Here is a 20,281-nt window from a genome sequence, read left to right as displayed (position 1 = left end):
GAAAGGCTTTCCTGGTTGTTGCATCGTCATCGATTGGAGCGGCCATCATCGGCCGCGTGCGGTGCATCGGCGAGCCGGGTCGCGAGCACGAGTGCCGCGATCAGCCCGAGATGCTCGAAAAAGCTGTTGAGCGCCATGAAATGCTCGGCGCCCGTCCGGTTCCAGAAATCGTTGGCCACGGCCATCGCGACCAGCGTCAGCATGCCGAGGCTGCCGGCGCCGAGCCACGTGAAGCGGTTGAACACCACGCACAGCGAGCCGGCGATCTCGACCGCGATCGCCAGCGCCGCCCACAGCGCAGCCGGCTGCAGGCCGAAATGCGCCTGCTCCGCCACCGCGCCGTGAAAGTCGAGCGCCTTCGCGACGCCGCCGATCAGATACGCGGACACCAGCGCGAGCCGCGCGAGCGGCAGCACCCCCGGCTGCGCGAGCAGCGCGCGGACCCACGCCGGATTGCCGGCGCCGCCGCGGTGGGTCGGGGCCGCCATGTCAGACCGCCCAGCACGAACAGCCGAACGCACCCCAGAAGCCCTTCGCGTCCGACGTCGGCAACGCGCGGCCCCATGCGCCCGCATGCGCATGCCCGTGCACGTTGCACGCGCTCGAACAGCCGCACGCCGCGGCGGCCGCTGCCGCGCGCTGCAACGGCGCGCCGTTGCGCTGCGTCGCGCCCCAGCCGCCATAGCCGCCGTACTCGCGCACCGGCGACCAGTCGGGCATCGCCGGCGGAATCGGCGCGTCGTGCGACGCGAACGGCCCCGCGCCCCACACGATCTTGCCGCCGACCACCGTCAGCAACGCGCTCGTGCCGACGATATCGTCCTCCGCGCAGGTGAAGAAATCGCGATCGGGGACCATCAGGTCGGCCAGTTGCCCGACCGCGATGCGCCCTTTCTTGCCCTCTTCGTTCGAGAACCACGTCACGTATTCGGTCCACATCCGCAGCGCGGTTTCGCGATCGAGCAGGTTGCGCTGCGGATACATTCTGAGGCCACCGACCGTCTTGCCCGTCACGAGCCACGCGAGCGACACCCACGGGTTGTACGACGCGACACGCGTCGCGTCGGTGCCGGCCGACACCTTCAGCCCCTTGTCGAGCATCTTCGCGACGGGCGGCGTCGCCTCGGCGGCGCGCGCGCCGTAACGTTCCACGAAGTATTCGCCCTGGTACGCCATCCGGTGCTGCACCGCGATACCGCCGCCGAGCGCGGCGATCCGGTCCATCGATTGCTCGGAGATCGTTTCCGCGTGATCGAAGAACCAGTTCAGCCCTTCGAGCGGGATGTCTTCGTTGACCTTCTCGAACACGTCGAGCGCGCGGCTGATCGTTTCGTCGTAGGTTGCGTGCATGCGCCAGGGCCAGCGGTTCTGCGCGAGCACGCGCACGACGCCTTCGAGATCGTCTTCCATCTGCGCGGGCAGGTCCGGGCGCGCGACGCGGAAGTCTTCGAAGTCGGCCGCGGAAAACACCAGCATCTCGCCCGCGCCGTTGTGACGGAAATAGTCGGTGCCGTCGTGATACGTGACGCTCCTGGTCCAGTTCACGAAGTCTTCCTTCTCGGCATTCGGCTTCTGCGTGAACAGGTTGTACGCGATCCGCACCGTCATCTCGCCCGTGTCGTGCAGCTTGCGGATCACTTCGTAGTCATCGGGATAATTCTGCGAACCGCCGCCCGCGTCGATCACGCCCGTCACGCCCAGCCGGTTCAGCTCGCGCATGAAGTGGCGCGTCGAGTTGTACTGATACTCGAACGGCAGCTTCGGGCCTTTCGCGAGTGTCGCGTAGAGGATCGTCGCGTTCGGGTTCGCGAGCAGCAGGCCGGTGGGGTTGCCCGCGTCGTCGCGCAGGATCGTGCCGCCCGGCGGCTCCGGCGTGTCCTTCGTGTAGCCGACCACCCGCAGCGCGGCCGCGTTCAGCAGCGCGCGGTCGTACAGGTGCAGGATGAACACCGGCGTGTCGGGTGCGACTGCATTGAGTTCGGCGATCGTCGGCAGCCGCTTCTCGGCGAACTGGTGCTCGGTGAAGCCGCCGACCACACGCACCCACTGCGGCGCGGGCGTGATCGCGACCTGGCGCTTGAGCATCTCCATCGCGACCGCGAGCGACCGCACGCCGTCCCAGCGCAGCTCCAGGTTGTAATTCAGGCCGCCGCGAATCACGTGCGTATGGTTGTCGATCAGGCCCGGCAGCACGGTGCGGCCGTCGAGGTCGACGACCTTCGTCGCACGGCCCGCGAGCGGCACGATCTCCGCATTGCCGCCGACCGCGACGAAGCGGCCGTCCTTGATCGCGACGGCGGTCGCGACCGGGTTCGCACGATCGAGCGTCGTGATGCGCCCGTTGTGCAGGATCAGATCGGGTTGGGTATCGGTTGCGCTCATGAAATGTCCTCGATGCGGTCAGAAGCCGAGCCAGTGACGAACCGGCGCGATGGCCTGCGCGCCGGCCAGCATGCCGGCGAGGCCCACCAGCGCGATCAGCGGCGGTGCCGGCGAGCGCACCCTGATCACGCTGTACACGACGCCGATCAGCACGCCGGCGCCCAATGAAATTAGATAAGATTCCATAACGTTTTTTCTCCCGGCCGGATTAGAATCACCGGCATCGCGAGGCCGCCTGCGCGGCGCATCGCATCCGTTTCGCTTCCCTGCCATTCACGCCGACCATGCAACACCTTCCTGATCTCGAAGCCTGGGCCATCTTTGCGCGCGTCGCGGAGACCGGTTCGTTCGCGAAAGCCGCCGACCTGCTCGGCGTATCGCAACCCACCGTGTCGAAGGCGATCGCGCGCCTCGAAAAACGCCTCGGCGCGATGCTGCTGTACCGCACGTCGCGCAAGCTGTCGCTCACGCCGACCGGCGAACTGCTGCGCGACCGCGCGATCCGCCTGCTCGCCGATGCGGAGCTGATCGAGAACGAAGCGTCCGCGCAGGCGCTCGAGCCGCACGGCCTCGTGCGCGTGAATGCGCCGATGTCGTTCGGGCTGCGCCATCTGTCGCCGGTGCTGCCCGCGTTTCTCGAACGCTATCCGCGCGTCGACATCGATCTCGTGCTCACCGATCACATCGTCGACATCGTGTCGGGCGGCTTCGACGTCGCGATCCGCATCGCCGAGCTGAACGATTCGACGCTGCGTTCGCGCCGCCTCTGCGCGGTGCGCCGGCCGCTCGTCGCATCGCCCGCGTATCTCGACCGGCGCGGCCGCCCCACGCATCCGCGCGACATCGAACAGCACGTGTGCCTCACGTACACCAACTTGCCGACCCCCGAGCACTGGCGCTTCCGCCATCCGGCGTCGGGCGACGAAGTCGGCGTGTCCGTCCACGGGCGCATCCGCACCAACAACGCGGACGTGATCCTCCCCGCGCTCGTCGGCGGTCACGGCCTGGCGCTGCAGCCCGAGTTCCTCGTGTGGGACGCGATGCAGCGCGGCGAGCTCGAGGAAGTGATGAGCGACTGGAAGATCGCGGACATCAACGTGAACCTCGTCACGCCGCCCGGCATGCTGCGCGCCGCGCGCGTGACGGTGCTGCTCGACTTCCTCGCGGAACGCTTCGCGCACGCGCCGTGGGCGCTGCCCGCCGCCTGAACGCGTGATGAGCGGTGGCAGGCGCTCGCCGCCTCCGGCGCGGCGAGCGCGGCCGCCGGCCCGTTACTTCGCGGGCACGGCCGGAATCGACTCGTGCGGCGTCGCGGTGCGCTGCGGCGCCTTGTGGACCATCGTGTACGCGTAGTCGACGCCCATCCCGTATGCGCCCGAGTGCTCCTTCGCGATCGCCATCACGGCGTCGTACGTGTCGCGGCGCGCCCAGTCGCGCTGCCACTCGAGCAGGACCTGCTGCCACGTGACCGGCACCACGCCGGCCTGCACCATGCGCTGCATCGCGAAATCGTGCGCGGCCTGCGACGTGCCGCCCGACGCGTCGGCGACCATGTAGATCTCGTAGTCGCCCTCGAGCATCGCGCACAGCGCGAACGTCGTATTGCAGACCTCGGTCCACAGCCCCGACACGATCACCTTCTTGCGACCGTTCGCGGCGAGCGCGTCGCGCACCTTCTGGTCGTCCCACGAATTCATCGACGTCCGTTCGAGCGTCTTCTGGTTCGGGAACACGTCGAGCAGCTCGGGATAGGTGTGGCCCGAGAAGCTGTCGCTTTCGACCGTCGTGATCGTGGTCGGGATGTCGAAGACCTTCGCGGCCTTCGCGAGCCCGACGACGTTGTTCTTCAGCGTCTGGCGATCGATCGACTGCACGCCGAACGCCATCTGCGGCTGCTGGTCGATGAAGATCAGCTGGCTGTTGTGCGGTGTCAGTACTTCAAGCTTCGGGTTGCTCATGGCGAATGAGGTCCTGTGAACGGAAAAAGGGGGGCCTGCCTCGACCGTGAAAACGGGAGGAGCCTGGTGTGCGTCGACGCCGGATCGTCATCCGGGCCGAAATATTTAAGCCGCAAACGCACGGCGCGAACACCCAAGAAATGGAATCGATCCGATTCCTGAACGAATGCCCGTTCGGGGCTGCCCGCCCTTTTTTTCTTCACGCAAACCCGCTACGCTTTCAAGTTCTTGACGGCATGCACCGCGCCGCCCGTCGGCCCTCACGGAAGCTCACCATGAAACCGTATTTCCTGTCGCTGATCGCCGGCCTCCTCGCGGGCGTCATCTACGGCGCACTCGGCGTGAATTCGCCGGCGCCGCCGCTCATCGCGCTCACCGGCCTGCTCGGCATGCTGGCCGGCGAACAGATCCTGCCCGTCGCGCGCCGGATGTTGTCCGGCCATCGGCTGAACACCGCATGGCGCGACGCACAGTGCAGCCAGCACATGTTCGGCGCGCTGCCGGGCGGCGCCGCGAACGACCGCAAGCCTTCGTGATCCACCCCATCGCCGCCGGCCGCGCATGACCAACGTCGAGCTGTTCCATTACCTGCTGCTGTTGATCTGCGGCGCGGGCGCCCTCACCTGGCTCGCCGAGCGGATTTCGATTCCGCCGGCCGTCGTGCTGCTGCTCGGCGGCTGCGTGGTCGCCGTCGCGGGCAAGCGCGTGCCCGACATGGACCCGGCACTGCTGCTCGCGGCCGTGCTGCCGCCGCTGTTGATGTCGAGCGGGTTCTACACCGCGTGGAAGGAATTCCGGCAGGAACTCGCGTCGATCGCGTCGCTCGCGCTCGGCGCCGTGGCGTTCACGACCGTCGCGGTCGCGCTCGCCGTGCATGCGGCGAATCCCGCGCTGCCGTGGGCCGCGTGCTTCACGCTCGGCGCGATCGTGTCGCCGCCCGACGCGGTCGCCGCGAAGGCAATCCTGCAACGCCACCCGCTGCCCGCGCGGCTCGTCGCGGTGCTCGAGGGCGAAAGTCTCGTCAACGATGCGTCGGGCCTGCTGCTGTACCAGATGGCCGTGTCGGCCGCGCTCGCCGTGTCGATCACGGCGGCCAGTGCCACCGGCCTGTTCTTCTCGCTCACGCTGATCGGCATCGCGGTCGGCCTCGCGTGCGGCCACGCGATGTGCTGGGTGCTGCCGCGCCTGCGCGATCCGATGCTCGGCATCGTCGTGACGTTCGCGATGGCATGGGGCAGCTACGGGATCGCGGAAGCCGTCGACGGCTCGGGCGTGCTGTCGGTCGTCACCTGCGGGCTCGTGCTCGGCGTGCGCCAGCATCGGGTGTTCAACGCCGACATGCGGATCAAGGCGAAGGCGACGTGGGAGGCGATCGTGTTCGTGCTCGACGCGCTCGTGTTCATCCTGATCGGCCTCGCGCTGCATGCGATCCTCGCACGCGTGAACCACGAAGGCGCGGTGCTGATGGCCGGCCTGCGGGTCGCGCTGCCGGCGACGGCCGCCGCGATCGGTGCGCGCGTCGTGTGGGTGTTCGTCGCGATGTGGCTGCCGGGCCGCCTGCGTGCGCGGCGCGCGGGCCACACGCCGTGGTCGTGGCGCGAAGCCGTCGTGCTCGGCTGGTCGGGCATGCGCGGCGTCGTGAGCCTCGCGGCCGCGATCGCGCTGCCGGCCAACTTCCCCGGCCGCGACCTGATCCTGTTCAGTACCTTCCTGCTGATCATCGCAACGCTCGTCGTGCAGGGCGGCACGCTCGCGCCGCTCATTCGCGTGCTGAAGCTGCGCCCGGCCGCGCGCCACACGATGTCCGAACATGCGGTGCGCGCGCACACGTTCGGCGCGGCGCTCGCCGCACTCGATACGCTCGGGCAGCACGGCTCGGCGCTCGAGCAGCCGTCGCTCGACCGCCTGCTCGCCGAATACCGCAACCGCGTCACGTTCAACGAACGCGCGCACCGGCAAGGCGCCGAACCGGCCGGCGTGCGCGCCCGCATGCTGCGCGTCGAACTCGAGCTCGTCGGCATATCGCGCCGCGCGCTGCTCGACCTGCATCGCGACGGCAAGGTCGACGACGCGGTACTGCACCGCATAGAATCGGAACTCGATTTCGAGGAGCTGCGGCTGCAGCGCCTGCTCGAACCGTAACGTCCGGCCTGCCCGGCCCGTCCCCTTTCCCACCTGGAACCGCAATGAGCGAACTGTCCGTCGAAGCGAGCATCGGCTCGGTCGATTACCTCGTCCACTTCACCGACGGCGTCCATCAGTGGCGCGCCGACGAACCCGCGTCGCTCGGCGGCGGCGATGCGGCGCCGACGCCCGTCGCGCTGCTGCTGTCGAGCCTCGGTGCCTGCACCGCGATCACGCTGAAGATGTATGCGCAACGAAAGGGCTGGCCGCTCGCCGAAGTGCACGTGAAGCTCGCGCACGAATCGGGCAGCGCAGGCAGCACGATCGTGCGCCGCATCACGCTCGACGGCGACCTGACCGACGAGCAGCGCGAACGCCTGCTGCAGATCGCGAACGCGTGCCCGGTCCACAAGATCCTCACGCATCCGATCGCGATCGACACGGCGATCGCCTGATCGCTGCCCGCCACCGTCACGAGATTCCCGTCATGTCCGCCTCGATCAAGACCCTGCTCACGCCGCGCGAAAGCGACATCGGCAACCTCGTCGTGCGCCGCGTGCTGCCCGCGCGCGCCGCGCGCCTCGTCGGCCCGTTCATCTTCTTCGACGAAATGGGGCCCGCGGTGCTGCCGGCCGGCCGCGGCATCGACGTGCTGCCGCATCCGCACATCGGGCTCGCGACCGTCACCTACCTGTTCGACGGCTCGCTGATGCATCACGACAGCCTCGGCTTCCGGCAGAAGATCGTGCCGGGCGACGTGAACTGGATGACGGCCGGCCGCGGCATCGTGCATTCGGAGCGCTCGCCCGACGAGGATCGGCCGCGCGAGCAGCCGGTACACGGCATCCAGACCTGGGTCGCGCTGCCGGTCGAGCATGAAGACACCGCGCCCGCGTTCGTCCACCACGCGGCCGACACGCTGCCGTCGTTCACGCGCGACGGCGCGACCGTGCGCGTGATCGCGGGCACCGCGTTCGGACTCGCGTCGCCGGTCGCCGTGTTCTCGCCCACGCTTTATGCGGTTGCGGAATTCGCGTCGGGCGGGCAGCTCGCGCTCGATGCGGAGCACGACGAACGCGGCGTATATCTCGTCGACGGCGACCTCACCGTCGACGGCACGCCGCTCGCCCCGGCGACGATGGCCGTGCTCGAACCGGGCGCGACCGTCGCGCTCGCGAGCGCGCACGGCGCACGCGCGATGCTGCTCGGCGGCGCCCACCTGCCGGGCGAGCGGTTCATCGAATGGAATTTCGTGTCGAGCGAACGCGCGAAGATCGACGCGGCGCGTGCCGCATGGGCCGATCAGACGTTCGGCAAGGTGCAGGGCGAAGAAGGCGAATGGACGCGCCAGCCGGAACGCCGAACGCAGTAAGCGGCGCGCCCCGCCCCACCGACGACGGCCGGCCGCCACGCCGGCCGTCGTGCGTTTACCGCTTCAGTCCCATCAGCTTCGCGAGCGTCGGCCAGCGATCGAGCGACGCATCGAACGCGCGGCGCGCCTGTTCGTCTACATAGCGTTCGGGATCGAGCGCGGGCAGATGCCGCGCGAGGCCGATCACGTCGTTCGGTTGCGACAGGCGCTCGTCGTCGCCTTCGCCGGCGATCGTTACTGTTCGTCGATCCATACGCCATCCGGAGTTTTCACCGCGTAACCTGCGGCCGTCTGCATCGTCACCGTGCCCTCGTTCTCGCCGATCATCCGCGTGCGCGGCAAATCGGCCGCGTATTGCGCGAGCGTCGCGCCCGGCTTGAACGGGCTGTTCGACACGAGGTTCGACAGCAACTGCGCGAGCGCGAGGAAGCTGGTCGGCTGCTCGATCACGGTCGTCGCGCCGTGGTTGCCGGCGAAGCCGACGAGCCGCACGCCGACCGGCCCGTGCACGATGCGCGGCGTCGGAATCTCGCGCAGGCCCGCGACCTGGTTCTTGTCGCCGCGCAACGCGGCGCCGTGCTCGGGCACGAACACGATCACCGCGCGGCGGCCCGATTGCGCGATCAGGTCGGCGAGACGATCGAAATCGGTCATCATTTTCGTCGCGCGCTGCGGATACGAGTCGATGCTCGTCAGCGCGCTGCCGACGACGCGGTTGCCGTCGTGCAGGCTGATCGTGTTGTAGTACAGCGCGACCGGCCCCGGCACCGCCGCACGCTGCGCGTACCAGTTCGCGAGCGTCGCGTAGTCGTCCTTGATCGCCGAGCCGTCGAACGCGTGCATCGCGACGGGCGCGGCCGCGTTCGAGATCATCGGCGCATCGGCCACGCCGATGTTGTCGTGGATCACCTGCAGGAAGTTGTCGAAATGGCCGTCGTGGTTCAGCAGCGACTGCACGGTGTAGCCGGCGCCCGCCAGTTGCGAGAACAGGTGGCACTGCGGCGGCGCGCTCTTGTACAGGTCCGCATGCGCCTCCTGCCCGCAGCTCGCGCGCAGCACGCGGATCGCCGCCGGGCCGCTGTAGCTCGCGGCCGTGCTGAAGTTCGTGAACAGGTAGTCGAAGTGGCTCAGCATCGGGTGGTTGCGCACCTTCGCCGCATCGAGGTCGTCCCACGACAGCGAGCAGATGTGCAACACGATCACGTCGAACTGCGCGGCCGGATCGCTGCCGAGATGGCCGAACGCGACCTGCCGCTGCGACTCCTGCGCGCGGAACGTCGCGAGCGCCGCGTTGTGGTCCTCGGGCTGGTCGACGCGCGTGGCGCCCGCCACGTTCGCCTGCGGCTGGGCCGGCGCGACGACGCGCGCCATCAGCCCGCTGCCGGCCTGCCACAGCGGCATCACGATCAGCACGGCCAGCACGAACGTCGCGACGCGCAGCCAGCGATTGACGATGAAATAGACGATCAGCACGCCGACGATCGTCAGCGCCAGCACCGGCGGCAACAGACGCGGCAGCAGTTCCATCCAGTAGTCGAGGCGGAACGTGCTGACTTCGCGCGCGGCCTCCGCGAGACGAGCGAGCGGCGGCGCATGCAGCTCGCGCGCGAGCAGCGGCACCGCGATCGCGATCGCCACGACCTGCCGGACGATGCGCCACGCACGCGCGCGCAGCGGCGCGCTCGCCGCCAGCGCCACCGCGAATGCGAGGTTCGCGAGCCAGAACGGCTGCAGGTGCCCGGTCGCGAACAGCGCGAACTTCAGGATGAAATACAGATTCCAGAACGTCATCTAACCCACTCCATGATGCGCGCCGCGTCAGTCGCGCGCGCGATCGAGCTTCGGCGCGAGCATCGTCTGCACGCCGCGCGCCGCACCCTTCCACATTCGTACGTAACCGTCCAGCCCGATCCGCAGCACTTCCTTGAGCCCGCCGAGCGGCGTGTCGGGCCGCGCGCCTTCATGCCAGTCGAGCCACGCATCGGCGCGGCCGAACGTGCATTGCACGAGCTGGCGTTCCTGTTCGAGCGTCAGTTCGTCGAAGCTCACGCCGACATGGGTCGACGTCACGCGCGTCACGCGCACCGGGAACGGGAACGCGCGGTCGCCGCGCGTCACGCACACCGTCAGCGTGTCGCCGACGGCGAGCGGCAGCCCGGGCACCGCTTCGAGCCCGAGGCCGCCGGTCGAGTAGTCGCTCGTGAAGCACGCGGCGGTCGAGCCGTCGGCGAGCAGCAGCATCGCCGGCACGCGCATCGCGATCCGGTGCGTGACGCGCACCTGCCTGGTCTCGCGCGCGACGGCCAGCGCCGCGCCGAGCATCGCGAGGTTGTACACGGTCCAGCCGAGCGTGATCAGGATCGTCGACGCCTCGTCGCCCTGGTCGGCCACGAGCCGCCACAGGCCGGCGGCGATCGCGAGCACGTTCAGCGCGAACAGCACGAGATACGGCTTCGACGTCGACCAGTCGACGTAGCCTTCGTCGATCTTGCCGCCCTTGTCGGTCACGTTGAACTTGCCGTGCTTCGGGCTGAAGAACGCGACGGTGGTCGGCAGCGCGATGTACCACGCGAGCACCGATTCGTAGACCTCGGCCCAGAACGAATGCCGGTAGCGGCCCTGCATCCGCGAGTTCGCGATGTTCGCAAGCACGAGATACGGGATCACGTAGCTGGCGAGCGCCAGCGACGACGCGTTGATGAAGTACAGGTGGAAGAACAGGTACGCGAGCGGGATCGTCAGGAACACCAGCCGCGGAATCCCGTAGAAGAAATGCAGCATCGCGTTGCCGTAGCAGATCCGCTGGATCAGGCCGAGCCCGCGCCCGAGGAACGGGTTGTCGATGCGGAAGATCTGCGCCATCCCGCGCGCCCAGCGCGTGCGCTGCTTCACGTGGCCCGCGAGGCTTTCGGTCGCGAGGCCGGCCGCCTGCACGGTCGGCAGGTACGCCGACGTATAGCCGCGCCGGTGCAGCTTGAGCGCCGTATGCGCATCCTCGGTCACGGTCTCGACCGCGACGCCGCCGACCTCCTCCAGCGCGCTGCGCTTGAGCACCGCGCACGAGCCGCAGAAGAACGTCGCGTTCCACAGGTCGTTGCCGGACTGCACGAGGCCGTAGAACAGGTTGCCTTCGTTCGGGATCTCGCGGAACGTGCCGAGGTTGCGCTCGAACGGATCGGGCGAGAAGAAATGGTGCGGCGTCTGCACGAGCGCGCACTTCGGGTCGCGCAGGAACACGCCCATCGTCGTCTGCAGGAACGAGCGCGTCGGCACGTGATCGCAGTCGAAGATCGCGATGTACTCGCCGCGCGTCTTCGGCAGTGCGCGGTTGATGTTGCCGGCCTTCGCGTGAAGGTTGTCGTCGCGCGTCAGGTAATCGATGCCGGCCTCGGCCGCGAATGCCGCGAATTCCGGACGGCGGCCGTCGTCGAGCAGGTATACGCGCAGTTTCGCGCTCGGCCAGTCGATGCTCTGCGCGGCGAACACGGTCGGCTTCACGACCGACAGCGGCTCGTTGTAGGTCGGGATATAGACGTCGACGGTCGGCCAGTTGTCCGGATCGTCGGGCAGCGGCACGATCGGCCGGTCGAGCGGCCACGCGGTCTGCACGAAGCCGAGCAGCAGGATCATCCACGTATAGGCTTCGGCGCCATACAGCAGGTAACCGGCGACGGCTTCGACCGGGCTGCGGAAGTCGAGCGTCTGGGTCGTGCGCCACCACACGTAGCGCACCGCCGCGAGCAGCGCGAGCGACGCGAGCGCAAGGGTCGGCAAATGGCCCGGCAGGCGGCGCAGCGCGAGCGCGAGCACCGCGACGATCGCGAAGAACGCGAACTGCGCGCCGGGCATCAGCGGCGACATCCCGGCCGCGGCCCACAGCACCGCGCCGGCCACCAGCAGCAGCGGCGCGAGCCAGCGGCGCCGGCCGACGCCGTTCGCGCGCGCATCGAGCCAGCCGCCCCAGCGCGCCCACGGCAGACGCTCGAGCATCGCGTTGATGCGCCGGCCGAGCGCGCGCCCGGCCACGTAGACGGGCACCACGAACGTGTCGAACCACGCGAGCGGATCGCGCGCGGGACGGCCGTCGGCCACGCGCGGCGCGCGCACGATCGCGCGCCACAGCCATTCGCGCACGCTGAGCGGCTGCAGCACGCCCCAGTCGTGCGCGAGCCGCAGGAACGCGACACGCACCCAGCGGCGTACGTGATCGGGCCGGCCAGGCGGCGGCGCGTGGAAAAACAGCCGCACGAGCCAGTCCACCCGCGTGCGTTCCGCCGGCAGCCCGATGCCGCGCGCGCACCAGTCGGCCACGCGCCGGCCGAACGCACGCAGTCGCGCGCCGAACGCGGCCTTCATCGCCCCGCTCCGGTATGGCCCGCGACGGCCGCCGCGAGCCACGTGTCGACCCAGTTCGCGACGCCGTTCAGGTCGTGCGACGCCTGCGAATACGGCGCGTCGTCGAAGATCCAGCTGCCGCGCGCGAGCGCCTCGGGCACGGCCGCGTCGACGTGGATGCGCTGCTCGAGCATCGACGCCGGCCCCGCGACCGCACGCAGCATCGCCAGCGCGTCGCGCTGCATGTCGCGCGCCGGGTTCAGCCGGTTCACGACGATCTGCAGTTCGCCGCGGCCGGCCCGCAACGCGCCGAGCCGCGCGGCCGTCGTCGCGCACGCGACCGGCTCCGGCGGCACGACGACGAGCGTCAGGTCCGCGCAACGGATCGCCTGCGCGGCCTGCGGCGACGGATAACGGGCGGTGTCGACCAGCACGACGCCATCGGCCGGCAGCGCGATCTCGTCGAGCGCGCGCGGCAGCCACGCCGGATCGGCCACGAGCCGCGCATCGCACGCGGCGGCCTCCGCCGCATCGACTTGCCCGTACGGCACGAACAGCACGCCGTCTGCGTTGCGCCACGTGTGCGCGTGCCACGGTTCGGCGCCGCCCAGCAGGCTGTGCGCGAGACCGTGTTCGGCCAGCGTATCGACGCCGAGCGTCGCGCCCATCAGGTTCTGTGCATCGAATTCGACGGCGACGACCGGCCGGCCGCGGCGCGCGAGCAGTACCGCGAGCGCGGCGGCGAGCGTCGTGCGGCCCGCGCCGCCCGTCGTCGAGGTGAGGGCGATCGTTTTCATCGTGGCGCCTTGCTGTCGCGCTCGTTGAGTTCGCCGCCTTCGTTGCCGGCGCCCGGCAGCAGGCGGCCGCGCAGCGCGACCGGCACGAGTGCGCACGGCACCGCGTCGCGGCGGTCGATGCCGCGCGGCGCGTGGAAGCCGCGGCCGACGCCGAGGTGCTGCGCGACGATCCATACCGGCACCGCGATCACGATACCGACGATGAAGCCGATGACGAGTTCGGCGATCATGCGTCCTCCTGCTTGCGCAGCGGCATCGCGCTGCGGACGGCGCCGCGCGCACGCGCGGCGGGAATGACGGGGTCCGGCGTCGACGCGACGCCGGCCTCGACGGCGGCGGGCGTGGCCTGCTGCGGCACGCCCATCGCGTCGAGCACGACCAGGGTATCGATCGCGTCGATCGCGGCGCTCACCTCGCTCGCGTCGGGCAACGCCGCACCGGGCTCGGCGGGCGCGGTCGATGCGCGCGCGGCGCCCGCCGGCTGCGGCGCCGCGAACAGGTCGCTGTAGTCGGCGATCGGCGCGCGCCGGTTCGCGGCCTTCAGCGTCTCGAGCTCGGTATCGATGCTGCCCTGCCCGAGGCACACGACGCGGTCGGACAGCGTATCGACCGGCACGTCGAAAATCCGCGCGAGCGCATCGTCGGCGTCGACCGGCTCGCACGCGAACAGGAACACGAACAGGTGCGCCGCATCGGCCGTCACGACGTCGCCCGCGCGACGCGGCCGGCAGTGCCGCAACGCATCGACGTGCGACACGCCCGGCAACAGCGTGAGCTTCGCGAGCGTATGCGGCAGCGCGAGCACCGCGCCGCGATCGAGCACCGCGCGAATCCGCTGGCAGAACGCGCCGACCGGCAGATAGCCGAGCACCGAATCGCCGAGCGCGGCCGCGAGCGCCGCGCGATAGTCGGCCGCGACGGGCCGCGCGTAGAGCTGGCCGCGCAGCGCATGCACGGCGGCCTGCATCCGCGAGACGGGCAAGTCGCGCGCGACGACCCGGTTCGCGCCGACGCTCAGCACGAGCACCTCGAACTGGTGGCGCAGCACCTCGCCGCGCTCGACGACCGCGATCTTCAGCGCGCCGCCGCACTGCCGGCGCAGCGCGTGCACGTCCGCGCACAGCGCTTCGAGTTGCGCATGCGAGCGGAACACGAGTACCGCGGTCGCGGCCTGCGCGCTCGCGCACGCGGCGACGACGGCCGCATTGTCGTCGACGATCTCCCAGCCGTCCGGCACGCGGCTCGCGCCGTCGACCACCGCGCGGCTGACCACCACGCGATCCTCGTCACTCGCGAGCTTCATCCGGCGCGCCGGTTCGGTCGCGCCGCCGTCGACGCTCGCCGACAGCCGGCCGCTCGGCGCGAAGCGCAGCGGCCGCACCTCGCCGGCCGCGAGCGTGTCGCCCGCGCGCCAGAAATCGACGATCCACAGCAGCTCGCCATGCGTGCGCTGCAACTGCGCGACGCCCGAGCAGATGCCGTGAAAGCCGCTACGCGGCGTGCGATCGGCATCGCGCACGAGCGGCGCATCGTCGGCGCGCGCGTCGCCGCCCGCGCGGGTCGCTTCGGGGTCGAGCAGCAGCACGAGCGCGATCCGGCGCGTGCGGCACCAGTCGGCCAGCGCGTGCGCTTCGTCCGCGAGCGCGACCGGATCGTCCCAGCTGAACCAGCGCTGCGCGCCTTCGACGAAATACAGCGAACGGGCATGCAGCCCGTAGCGCTTCATCGCGCGCAAGCCGCCGGTCAGCCGCGCGAACGGGCCCGGTGCCGCGCGACGCGGCGTGCCGCCGGCCGCACCGGCATCCACACCGTCGTCGGCCGGCCCGGCCGCCGGCGGCATCGCCAATACGTTCAGGTTGCGCGGCCAGCCGGCCGGCTGCGCGCCGCCCGCGAAGCCGAGCGAGGCCATCTGCGCGGCGACGCGCGCCGGATCGCGCGCCAGCACGACCGTGACGTCGCGCGTGCGCGCCTGGCGCGCGCTTTCCCACACGAGCGCATCGCAGCCCGGCGTGCCGGCGGCCGCGTAGATCGCATACAGGCCGCCGGCTTCCAGTTGCGTCCAGGTATCGGGCAGGCCGTCGATCGCGAGCCGGCTCAACGCGCCGGCGCGGCCGCCCGCCAGCCCCATGCGCAACGACGCGCGCAGGCGATCGACCAGGCTGGTGGCGCCGGGCGCGAGGCGGATGGCATCGAATTCCGTAGTCACGGCGTTCCCCTAGTCCCTAGTAATCCGAATAAAGCCGCACCGGCGTCGGCGTGACGAGCCAGCTGCGCGGCGCGCGCGCATCGAACGCATAGCGCAGGTACACGAGCGCCGAGCTCGGCGCATAGTCGTGCGACCGGTCGATGTGCAACTGCGCGCCGACGCTCAGGTGCGGGTTCACGCGATACTCGACGATGCCGTTCACGCCGTAAGAAAACGACACGCCGCGCGTCGAGCTGCCCGCATAGACGAACCCGGCCGCCACCTGCGCGGCGCGCTGGTCCGAGAACGTCGGGTAATACAGCGAATCCTTTTCGTAGCTGTTCGAGATCCCGCCGGTAACGGTCAGGTCCCACGACAGCGCATCGCGCCGCCCCGCCCATTCGATCGGCACGCCGAGCGACAGGTAGCGCTGCGGGCTGTAGTAGCCGCCCTGCCCGTACGTGTAGTAACGCAGGTTCTGCGCGTAGTGCCACGCATTGCCGACGAGCCCCGTGCTGAGCTTCATCGTCGCGCGCTCGTACACGGGCACCGTGAAGCCGGTGCGCAGCGTGACTTCCGCGTTGCGTTCGACGTTGCGGCCGGACAGCACGCCCGCGCCGAGCTCCGCGAACAGGTTCGTGCGGCCGACGTCGACCGACGCACGCAGGTTCACGCCGTCGCGGCGCACGCCGCCCCACACCGCGCCGGTCCACGGGTCGCGCATCCCCGCGTACGACAGCACGCTGCTCGTTTCCGGCCTTCGCGACGCATTCACCGAGAAGCTCGCGGGGCCCGCGTCGAAGCGATAGCGCACGCCGCCGACCAGGTAATGCACGGGGAAGCCGAGCGGCGACGTGCCGAGATCGACGCGCCACGCGTCCGACAGATAGCCGGCGCCGAGCGCGACGCCCGTCGTCGACTGGTGCAGCGAACCCGGCGGATTCGCGAGCAGCGCGGCGGCCGGCTGATTCAGCTGGAATGGCGGCGGCAACCCGTTTTGCGCGCGGAGCGCCGCGTAGGTGCCGAACGTCTTCAGCGAATAGGCGTCCGGATTGCTCGTGTCGAGCGTGCCCGGGTCGAGATGCACGGTGTCGATCTGCGCGAACACGTGCCCGTCGTAACGGACCGGCATCTGCATATAGATCGGCACCTGCTGCGCGCGATACGACGAGATGCCTTCGTCGCCCGATTTGTACGCGGGTATCCAGCCGGTCTCGATCTCGGGATTGCGCCGCTGCTGCAGATCCGCGAACGCGGCCTGCGCGGGCGTCAACCCGTCGCGGCCCGGGCTCACGCCCGTCGCGCGCTCCTGCGACTGCGACAGCCGGTACAGCGACGCCGCGTCGTCATAGCGCCCCTGCGCCTCGGCCACGCGTCCGGCCGCGACCGTCACGTCGGCGCGCGCCGGATACGCGGCCTGCAGCCGGTCGGTGACCTGCGCGGCTTCGTCCGGGCGGCGCAGCGCGTTCAGGCGGCGCACGGCCGACAGTTGCGTGTCGACGTCGTCGTCCGGCGTGCGCGCCAGCACGGCCTGCACGCGCGCGCGTGCGGCGGCACGGTTGCCGCTGTCCTCGTCGATTCTGGCGAGCGCGAGCTGCACATCGGCATCGTCCGGCGTGCGCGCCACGACCGGCGCGAGCGCATCGCGCGCGGCATCGTAATGGCCCTGCGCGCGTTCGAGATCGGCGAGTTCGAGCGCGTAACGCTTGTCCGCCCGGCCGGCCGGGCTCGCGCGGTCGAGCAGCGTGCGCGCCTGTGCGTAGTCCTGTCGCGCGATCGCGTCGTCGGTCTGCCGCAGCACGAGCCGCAGCGACTGATCCTCGAGCCGCGCGGTCTGCGCGGGCGTCAGCGACGAGTCGCGGCGCAGCGTGTCGAGCCACGCGGCGAGTGCGTCGTCGCGCCCCGCGCGGCCGAGCAGGTCGCCGTAGCGCAGCCGCACGTCCGCGTCGGCTTCGCGCGGATGCGCGGCGATCCAGTCGCGCAGCGGCGCGAGGCCGCGCTCGGGTTCGCCCGCGTCGATCCACTGCGCGCCGATCGCGGCGAGCATGTCGGGATCGTCCGGTGCGCTCGCCTGCGCGTGCGCGAGCGTGGCGGCAAATGCCGCGCGGTCGCCGCGTGCATGCGCGCTGCGTGCGTCGGCCAGCGCGCTTTCGGCATCGAGCTTGCGCGCCAGTGCGCGCATCCCGTCCGAACGGTGCGCGTCGTCGACCGGCGCCAACACGGCTTGAGCGCCCGCGACATCGTCGAGCGAGTTGCGGTACAGCGCGTTCGCGTAGCGCATCTCGGGCGTATCGCGCTGCGCGAGCCCGTCGTCCATCACCGTGCGGCCGAGCTGCGGCAGCCCCATGTCGCGATAGAGGCGCGCGAGCGCGAAGCGCGTCCACGGCGCGTCGGGCGCCGCGCGCACGGCCGCCTCGTAGCGCTGCGCGGCCGGCCCGCGTGCGCCCTTGTCGGCCAGCGCGCGCGCCTCGTTCGCGAGCAGGTCGCCGCGCAGGCCGTCGAGCGCGCGGCGATCGTCGGCGCCCGTCACGCGCCCTTGGAGCGCGTCGAGCAACGGGCCGATCCGGTCCGCGCGGCCGGTGTTTTCGTACAGCGTGGCCGTGTCGCGCACGGCCGACAGGCTCGGCGAACGCGCGGCCAGCAAGCCGCGCAGCAACGGCTCCGCCTGCGCCCAGTCGCGCTGCGCGAGCAGCGCATCGGCGAGCTGCAACTTCGCGTCCGGGTTGTCCGGCTGCATCGCGAGCGCCGCCCGCGCGGCGCGCTCGGCCTCCTTCGGGCGCCCCGCACTGGCCGCTTCACGGCCTTGGGCGAGCACCCCCCAGAACTGCGCGGTACGCGCGAGGCTTTGCCATTTGCCGCGCTGGTCGGTCGCACGCGTCGCGGCCCGCGCGAACAGCACGCGCGCTTCGTCGTGCCGCCCCTCGCGCAGCCGCAGCAGGCCGAGCCCGCCCAGCGCATCGGCGTCGTCCGCCCGCGCCCGCGCGGCGCGCGCGAGCAGCGGATCGGCGGCGGCCAGATCGCCGCGCGCGAGTGCCTGCAGCCCGCGCTGTTGCGCGATGTAGTCGGGATCGCGTTCGAGCCGGCGCCGCGCGTCGCGCTGCCGATCGAGGCCGGCGGCGCGGTCGCGGAATTCGGTGTCGTCCGGCGCGAGCGCGAGATACGCGTGCAGCGCGTCGAGATACGCGGGATCGCTGCCGGCCGATTGCAGCACGCGCCGCCACAGCGCCATCGCTTCCGTGTGGTCCGCGTCGTTGCGCTGCGCGAGCGACGCGGCGATCCGGTTCGCTTCCGCGCGCGTGTCGTCGCGCTGGTTCAACAGCCGCGCGAGCGCGACCGATGCGCTCGTGTCGCCCGGATCGGCCGCGATCGCGCGGCGCAGTGCGGCGATCGCCGGCTCACGCCCGCCCGGCGCATTGGACACGATCTGGTAATACTCGGCGCCGAGCGCGCCCGCCGGTGCGCCGTTCGGAAACAGCGCGACGATCCGCCGTGCCGCCTCGTCGGCACGGCCGCTGCGCGCGAGCAGCCGGATCTGCGCCATCTCGCCGCGCCCGCTCGTCGCGACCCGGTATTCGTCGGCCACCCGCCGCGTGGCCGGCACATTCGGCGACTGCGCCTGCAGCCGCGCCAGCGACGCCTGCGCGCCTTTCGCATCGCCCAACCGCAGCAGCACGCGCACCTGTTCGGCCAGCAGCTCGGGATCCCCCGGCGCAATCAGCAGGCCCTTGCGCAGCGCATCGCGCGCGAGATCGTCGCGATGCTTGATGCCCCACATCCGCGCGGTGTCGAGTTCGCGCCGCGCATCGGCGGCGGCCGAGGTCGACGGTGTCGCCGAAGTCGCGGAGTTCGCGATCGCCGGGCCCGACGCCGCCGCGCACACCGACGACGCGAGCCATGCGAATCCCGCGACGTGCGGCGCGGCGCACTTCAGCGGGCGGCGCACGAACGGTCTCCCCAGCGGGTGTCGAGCGTGCCGTCCGCCCCGAACCGGTAGCGGCCGTCGCGCCAGCCGAGGCCGAACAGCGTCAGCACGCTGGTGTAGTAGCCGGGCGCCGACTGGCGCGCGAGCGTATCGACGCGGGCCGCCTGTGCATCCGCGAGCGCGTGCTGGCCGCGCGCGTCGAGAAACGGCACGGCCGCCGCGGAGAAGCCGCCGTTGCCGTCGTTCGGCCCCGCGACGCCCGTCGTCGTATCGACCCGCTCCGGCGGCGCGCCGTGCGCGGCGATGGCATCGGCGAACGGCGCGAACTTCGCGAGCAGCGGCGCGGCGAGCGGATCGGCACGGTCGAGCATGCCGGCCCACAGGTACACGCGGATCGCGTTGTACGCGCTCTGCGCATGCGTGTCCGGATCGGGCCCGAAACCCTTGCCCGCGCGATACAGCGCCCAGTCCGGCGAGAACCCCTTCGGCGCGGTGTCGAGCAGCACGCGCCCGGTACTGGACGCCAGCGCGGCCCAGCGACGGTCGTCGGGCAGCCGCGCGCCGAGCGCGCGAATCACCTGCGGCGGCGAATAGCTCGGGTTCACGCGCCATTGGCCGTCGGCCAGCTTGAACCCGGTCGGCCCCGGCAGCAGCGTGAGGCCGAGGCCCGGCACGGTCGCCGTCTCGGCGTCGAGCACGCGCTTCGCGAGCAGCGCGCCGCGGGCCGTATAGCTGCGCTCGCGCCACAGCCGTCCGGCCTCGACGAGTGCATACGCGATCCACAGGTCGGCGTCCGACGCAGGGTTCGCGTCGAGCACGCGCCACGCGCCGTCGGGCGCGCGGCCCCACAGCCACGCAGGCAGGTGCGCGCTCAGGTCGCCCTGCGCGAGGTTGTTCTCGGTCCATGCGAGGATCGTGTCGAACATGCGCCGGTCGTTCGCGACCAGCGCGAAGAACAGTCCATACGCCTGCCCCTCCGATACCGTGCGCGAATCGGCCGAGCCGACGTCGATCACGCGGCCGTCGGCCGAGATGAAATCGCGCTTGAACGCGTCCCAGCGCGGCCACGCCACGCTGCATCCGGCGCCGGCCGCGTCGGCCGCGCCAGTCCCGGCGGCGTGCGCGCGCGTGGCCATGCCGGCCGCCGCGCACGTCACCGCCAGCGCCAGCGCGAACGTCGCGCCGACACGCCGCGCCGGCCGCGTT

The 20,281-nt window shown here is 71.0% G+C and carries 17 protein-coding genes; 5 read left to right on the top strand and 12 right to left on the bottom strand.

Annotation, left to right across the window (positions count from 1 at the left end):
• Positions 1-26 precede the first annotated feature (26 nt).
• From MMB92_RS20840 to MMB92_RS20830, 3 genes are read right to left on the bottom strand one after another with little or no spacing between them, the layout of a single operon-like run.
• On the bottom strand, positions 27-488 hold the full coding sequence (locus MMB92_RS20840; protein WP_006482676.1) for a DoxX family protein: 462 nt from the start codon (positions 486-488) through the stop codon (positions 27-29).
• Position 489: 1 nt separating this feature from the next.
• On the bottom strand, positions 490-2,382 hold the full coding sequence (locus tag MMB92_RS20835) for an amidohydrolase (protein WP_196445993.1): 1,893 nt from the start codon (positions 2,380-2,382) through the stop codon (positions 490-492).
• Positions 2,383-2,400: 18 nt separating this feature from the next.
• Positions 2,401-2,568: a DUF1427 family protein gene (locus tag MMB92_RS20830; protein ID WP_006498993.1), complete on the bottom strand. Its 168-nt coding sequence runs from the start codon at positions 2,566-2,568 to the stop codon at positions 2,401-2,403.
• A gap of 98 nt (positions 2,569-2,666) precedes the next feature.
• On the opposite strand from MMB92_RS20830, the gene MMB92_RS20825 reads away from it, so the two are divergent.
• Positions 2,667-3,590 (top strand): LysR family transcriptional regulator, encoded by a 924-nt coding sequence (locus MMB92_RS20825; RefSeq protein WP_006482668.1) that lies wholly within the window; start codon positions 2,667-2,669, stop codon positions 3,588-3,590.
• 63 nt (positions 3,591-3,653) lie between these two features.
• Here the strand turns inward: MMB92_RS20825 and MMB92_RS20820 are convergent, their stop codons facing one another.
• Positions 3,654-4,340, bottom strand: a complete 687-nt coding sequence (locus MMB92_RS20820; RefSeq protein WP_006482670.1) for a hydrolase — start codon at positions 4,338-4,340, stop codon at positions 3,654-3,656.
• A 275-nt stretch (positions 4,341-4,615) separates the two neighbouring features.
• Here MMB92_RS20820 and MMB92_RS20815 point away from each other — a divergent pair, with 275 nt between their 5' ends.
• Genes MMB92_RS20815 through MMB92_RS20800 form a run of 4 tightly spaced genes read left to right on the top strand, consistent with a single transcriptional unit; the run spans position 4,616 to position 7,836 of the window.
• A complete protein-coding gene (locus tag MMB92_RS20815) occupies positions 4,616-4,876 on the top strand; it encodes a XapX domain-containing protein (protein WP_006482681.1) in 261 nt (86 codons plus the stop codon).
• Positions 4,877-4,901: 25 nt separating this feature from the next.
• Positions 4,902-6,482: a sodium:proton antiporter gene (locus tag MMB92_RS20810; protein ID WP_196445992.1), complete on the top strand. Its 1,581-nt coding sequence runs from the start codon at positions 4,902-4,904 to the stop codon at positions 6,480-6,482.
• 44 nt (positions 6,483-6,526) lie between these two features.
• Positions 6,527-6,919, top strand: coding sequence for an OsmC family protein (locus MMB92_RS20805; protein WP_111442300.1), 393 nt, complete (start codon positions 6,527-6,529; stop codon positions 6,917-6,919).
• 32 nt (positions 6,920-6,951) lie between these two features.
• Positions 6,952-7,836 (top strand): pirin family protein, encoded by an 885-nt coding sequence (locus MMB92_RS20800; protein ID WP_112750285.1) that lies wholly within the window; start codon positions 6,952-6,954, stop codon positions 7,834-7,836.
• Positions 7,837-7,891: 55 nt separating this feature from the next.
• Here the strand turns inward: MMB92_RS20800 and MMB92_RS20795 are convergent, their stop codons facing one another.
• The 8 genes from MMB92_RS20795 to bcsZ all read right to left on the bottom strand — a co-directional run.
• Positions 7,892-8,089, bottom strand: a complete 198-nt coding sequence (locus MMB92_RS20795) for a hypothetical protein (RefSeq protein ID WP_006482672.1) — start codon at positions 8,087-8,089, stop codon at positions 7,892-7,894.
• Positions 8,071-9,627 carry a cellulose biosynthesis protein BcsG gene (gene bcsG, locus MMB92_RS20790; RefSeq protein WP_196445991.1) on the bottom strand — a complete coding sequence of 519 codons (1,557 nt, stop codon included), beginning with the start codon at positions 9,625-9,627 and terminating at the stop codon, positions 8,071-8,073. Before bcsG ends, MMB92_RS20795 begins: the two co-directional genes overlap by 19 nt.
• Before the next feature lie 27 nt (positions 9,628-9,654).
• Entirely contained in the window at positions 9,655-12,192 is a 2,538-nt protein-coding gene (gene bcsA / locus MMB92_RS20785) for a UDP-forming cellulose synthase catalytic subunit (protein ID WP_196445990.1), read from the bottom strand.
• Positions 12,189-12,968 (bottom strand): cellulose biosynthesis protein BcsQ, encoded by a 780-nt coding sequence (gene bcsQ, locus MMB92_RS20780; RefSeq protein WP_196445989.1) that lies wholly within the window; start codon positions 12,966-12,968, stop codon positions 12,189-12,191. Before bcsQ ends, bcsA begins: the two co-directional genes overlap by 4 nt.
• Positions 12,965-13,198 (bottom strand): hypothetical protein, encoded by a 234-nt coding sequence (locus tag MMB92_RS20775; protein ID WP_012492530.1) that lies wholly within the window; start codon positions 13,196-13,198, stop codon positions 12,965-12,967. The genes bcsQ and MMB92_RS20775 overlap by 4 nt, the downstream gene beginning before the upstream one ends.
• The gene (bcsE, locus tag MMB92_RS20770) at positions 13,195-15,174 is read right to left on the bottom strand and encodes a cellulose biosynthesis protein BcsE (protein ID WP_196445988.1); all 1,980 of its coding nucleotides are present in this window, start codon (positions 15,172-15,174) and stop codon (positions 13,195-13,197) included. The genes MMB92_RS20775 and bcsE overlap by 4 nt, the downstream gene beginning before the upstream one ends.
• Before the next feature lie 16 nt (positions 15,175-15,190).
• On the bottom strand, positions 15,191-19,096 hold the full coding sequence (locus MMB92_RS20765) for a cellulose synthase subunit BcsC-related outer membrane protein (protein ID WP_196445987.1): 3,906 nt from the start codon (positions 19,094-19,096) through the stop codon (positions 15,191-15,193).
• Positions 19,081-20,281: cellulose synthase complex periplasmic endoglucanase BcsZ (gene bcsZ, locus MMB92_RS20760; protein WP_277562904.1), on the bottom strand; the 1,201-nt coding region annotated here is incomplete at its 5' end. The genes MMB92_RS20765 and bcsZ, both read right to left, overlap by 16 nt.

Origin of the sequence: Burkholderia sp. IO2, from assembly GCF_029522185.1 — a bacterium.
Lineage (GTDB): Bacteria > Pseudomonadota > Gammaproteobacteria > Burkholderiales > Burkholderiaceae > Burkholderia > Burkholderia cenocepacia.
Note: the sequence above shows the minus strand (reverse complement) of the source record. Positions and strands in the feature narration are given on the sequence as shown.

What these genes read in the sequence shown, in the direction of transcription:
- MMB92_RS20840 (WP_006482676.1), bottom strand. Translation starts at nt 488, where the DNA reads ATGGCGGCCCCGACCCACCGCGGCGGCGCCGGCAATCCGGCGTGGGTC.
- MMB92_RS20835 (WP_196445993.1), bottom strand. Translation starts at nt 2,382, where the DNA reads ATGAGCGCAACCGATACCCAACCCGATCTGATCCTGCACAACGGGCGC.
- MMB92_RS20830 (WP_006498993.1), bottom strand. Translation starts at nt 2,568, where the DNA reads ATGGAATCTTATCTAATTTCATTGGGCGCCGGCGTGCTGATCGGCGTC.
- MMB92_RS20825 (WP_006482668.1), top strand. Translation starts at nt 2,667, where the DNA reads ATGCAACACCTTCCTGATCTCGAAGCCTGGGCCATCTTTGCGCGCGTC.
- MMB92_RS20820 (WP_006482670.1), bottom strand. Translation starts at nt 4,340, where the DNA reads ATGAGCAACCCGAAGCTTGAAGTACTGACACCGCACAACAGCCAGCTG.
- MMB92_RS20815 (WP_006482681.1), top strand. Translation starts at nt 4,616, where the DNA reads ATGAAACCGTATTTCCTGTCGCTGATCGCCGGCCTCCTCGCGGGCGTC.
- MMB92_RS20810 (WP_196445992.1), top strand. Translation starts at nt 4,902, where the DNA reads ATGACCAACGTCGAGCTGTTCCATTACCTGCTGCTGTTGATCTGCGGC.
- MMB92_RS20805 (WP_111442300.1), top strand. Translation starts at nt 6,527, where the DNA reads ATGAGCGAACTGTCCGTCGAAGCGAGCATCGGCTCGGTCGATTACCTC.
- MMB92_RS20800 (WP_112750285.1), top strand. Translation starts at nt 6,952, where the DNA reads ATGTCCGCCTCGATCAAGACCCTGCTCACGCCGCGCGAAAGCGACATC.
- MMB92_RS20795 (WP_006482672.1), bottom strand. Translation starts at nt 8,089, where the DNA reads ATGGATCGACGAACAGTAACGATCGCCGGCGAAGGCGACGACGAGCGC.
- bcsG (WP_196445991.1), bottom strand. Translation starts at nt 9,627, where the DNA reads ATGACGTTCTGGAATCTGTATTTCATCCTGAAGTTCGCGCTGTTCGCG.
- bcsA (WP_196445990.1), bottom strand. Translation starts at nt 12,192, where the DNA reads ATGAAGGCCGCGTTCGGCGCGCGACTGCGTGCGTTCGGCCGGCGCGTG.
- bcsQ (WP_196445989.1), bottom strand. Translation starts at nt 12,968, where the DNA reads ATGAAAACGATCGCCCTCACCTCGACGACGGGCGGCGCGGGCCGCACG.
- MMB92_RS20775 (WP_012492530.1), bottom strand. Translation starts at nt 13,198, where the DNA reads ATGATCGCCGAACTCGTCATCGGCTTCATCGTCGGTATCGTGATCGCG.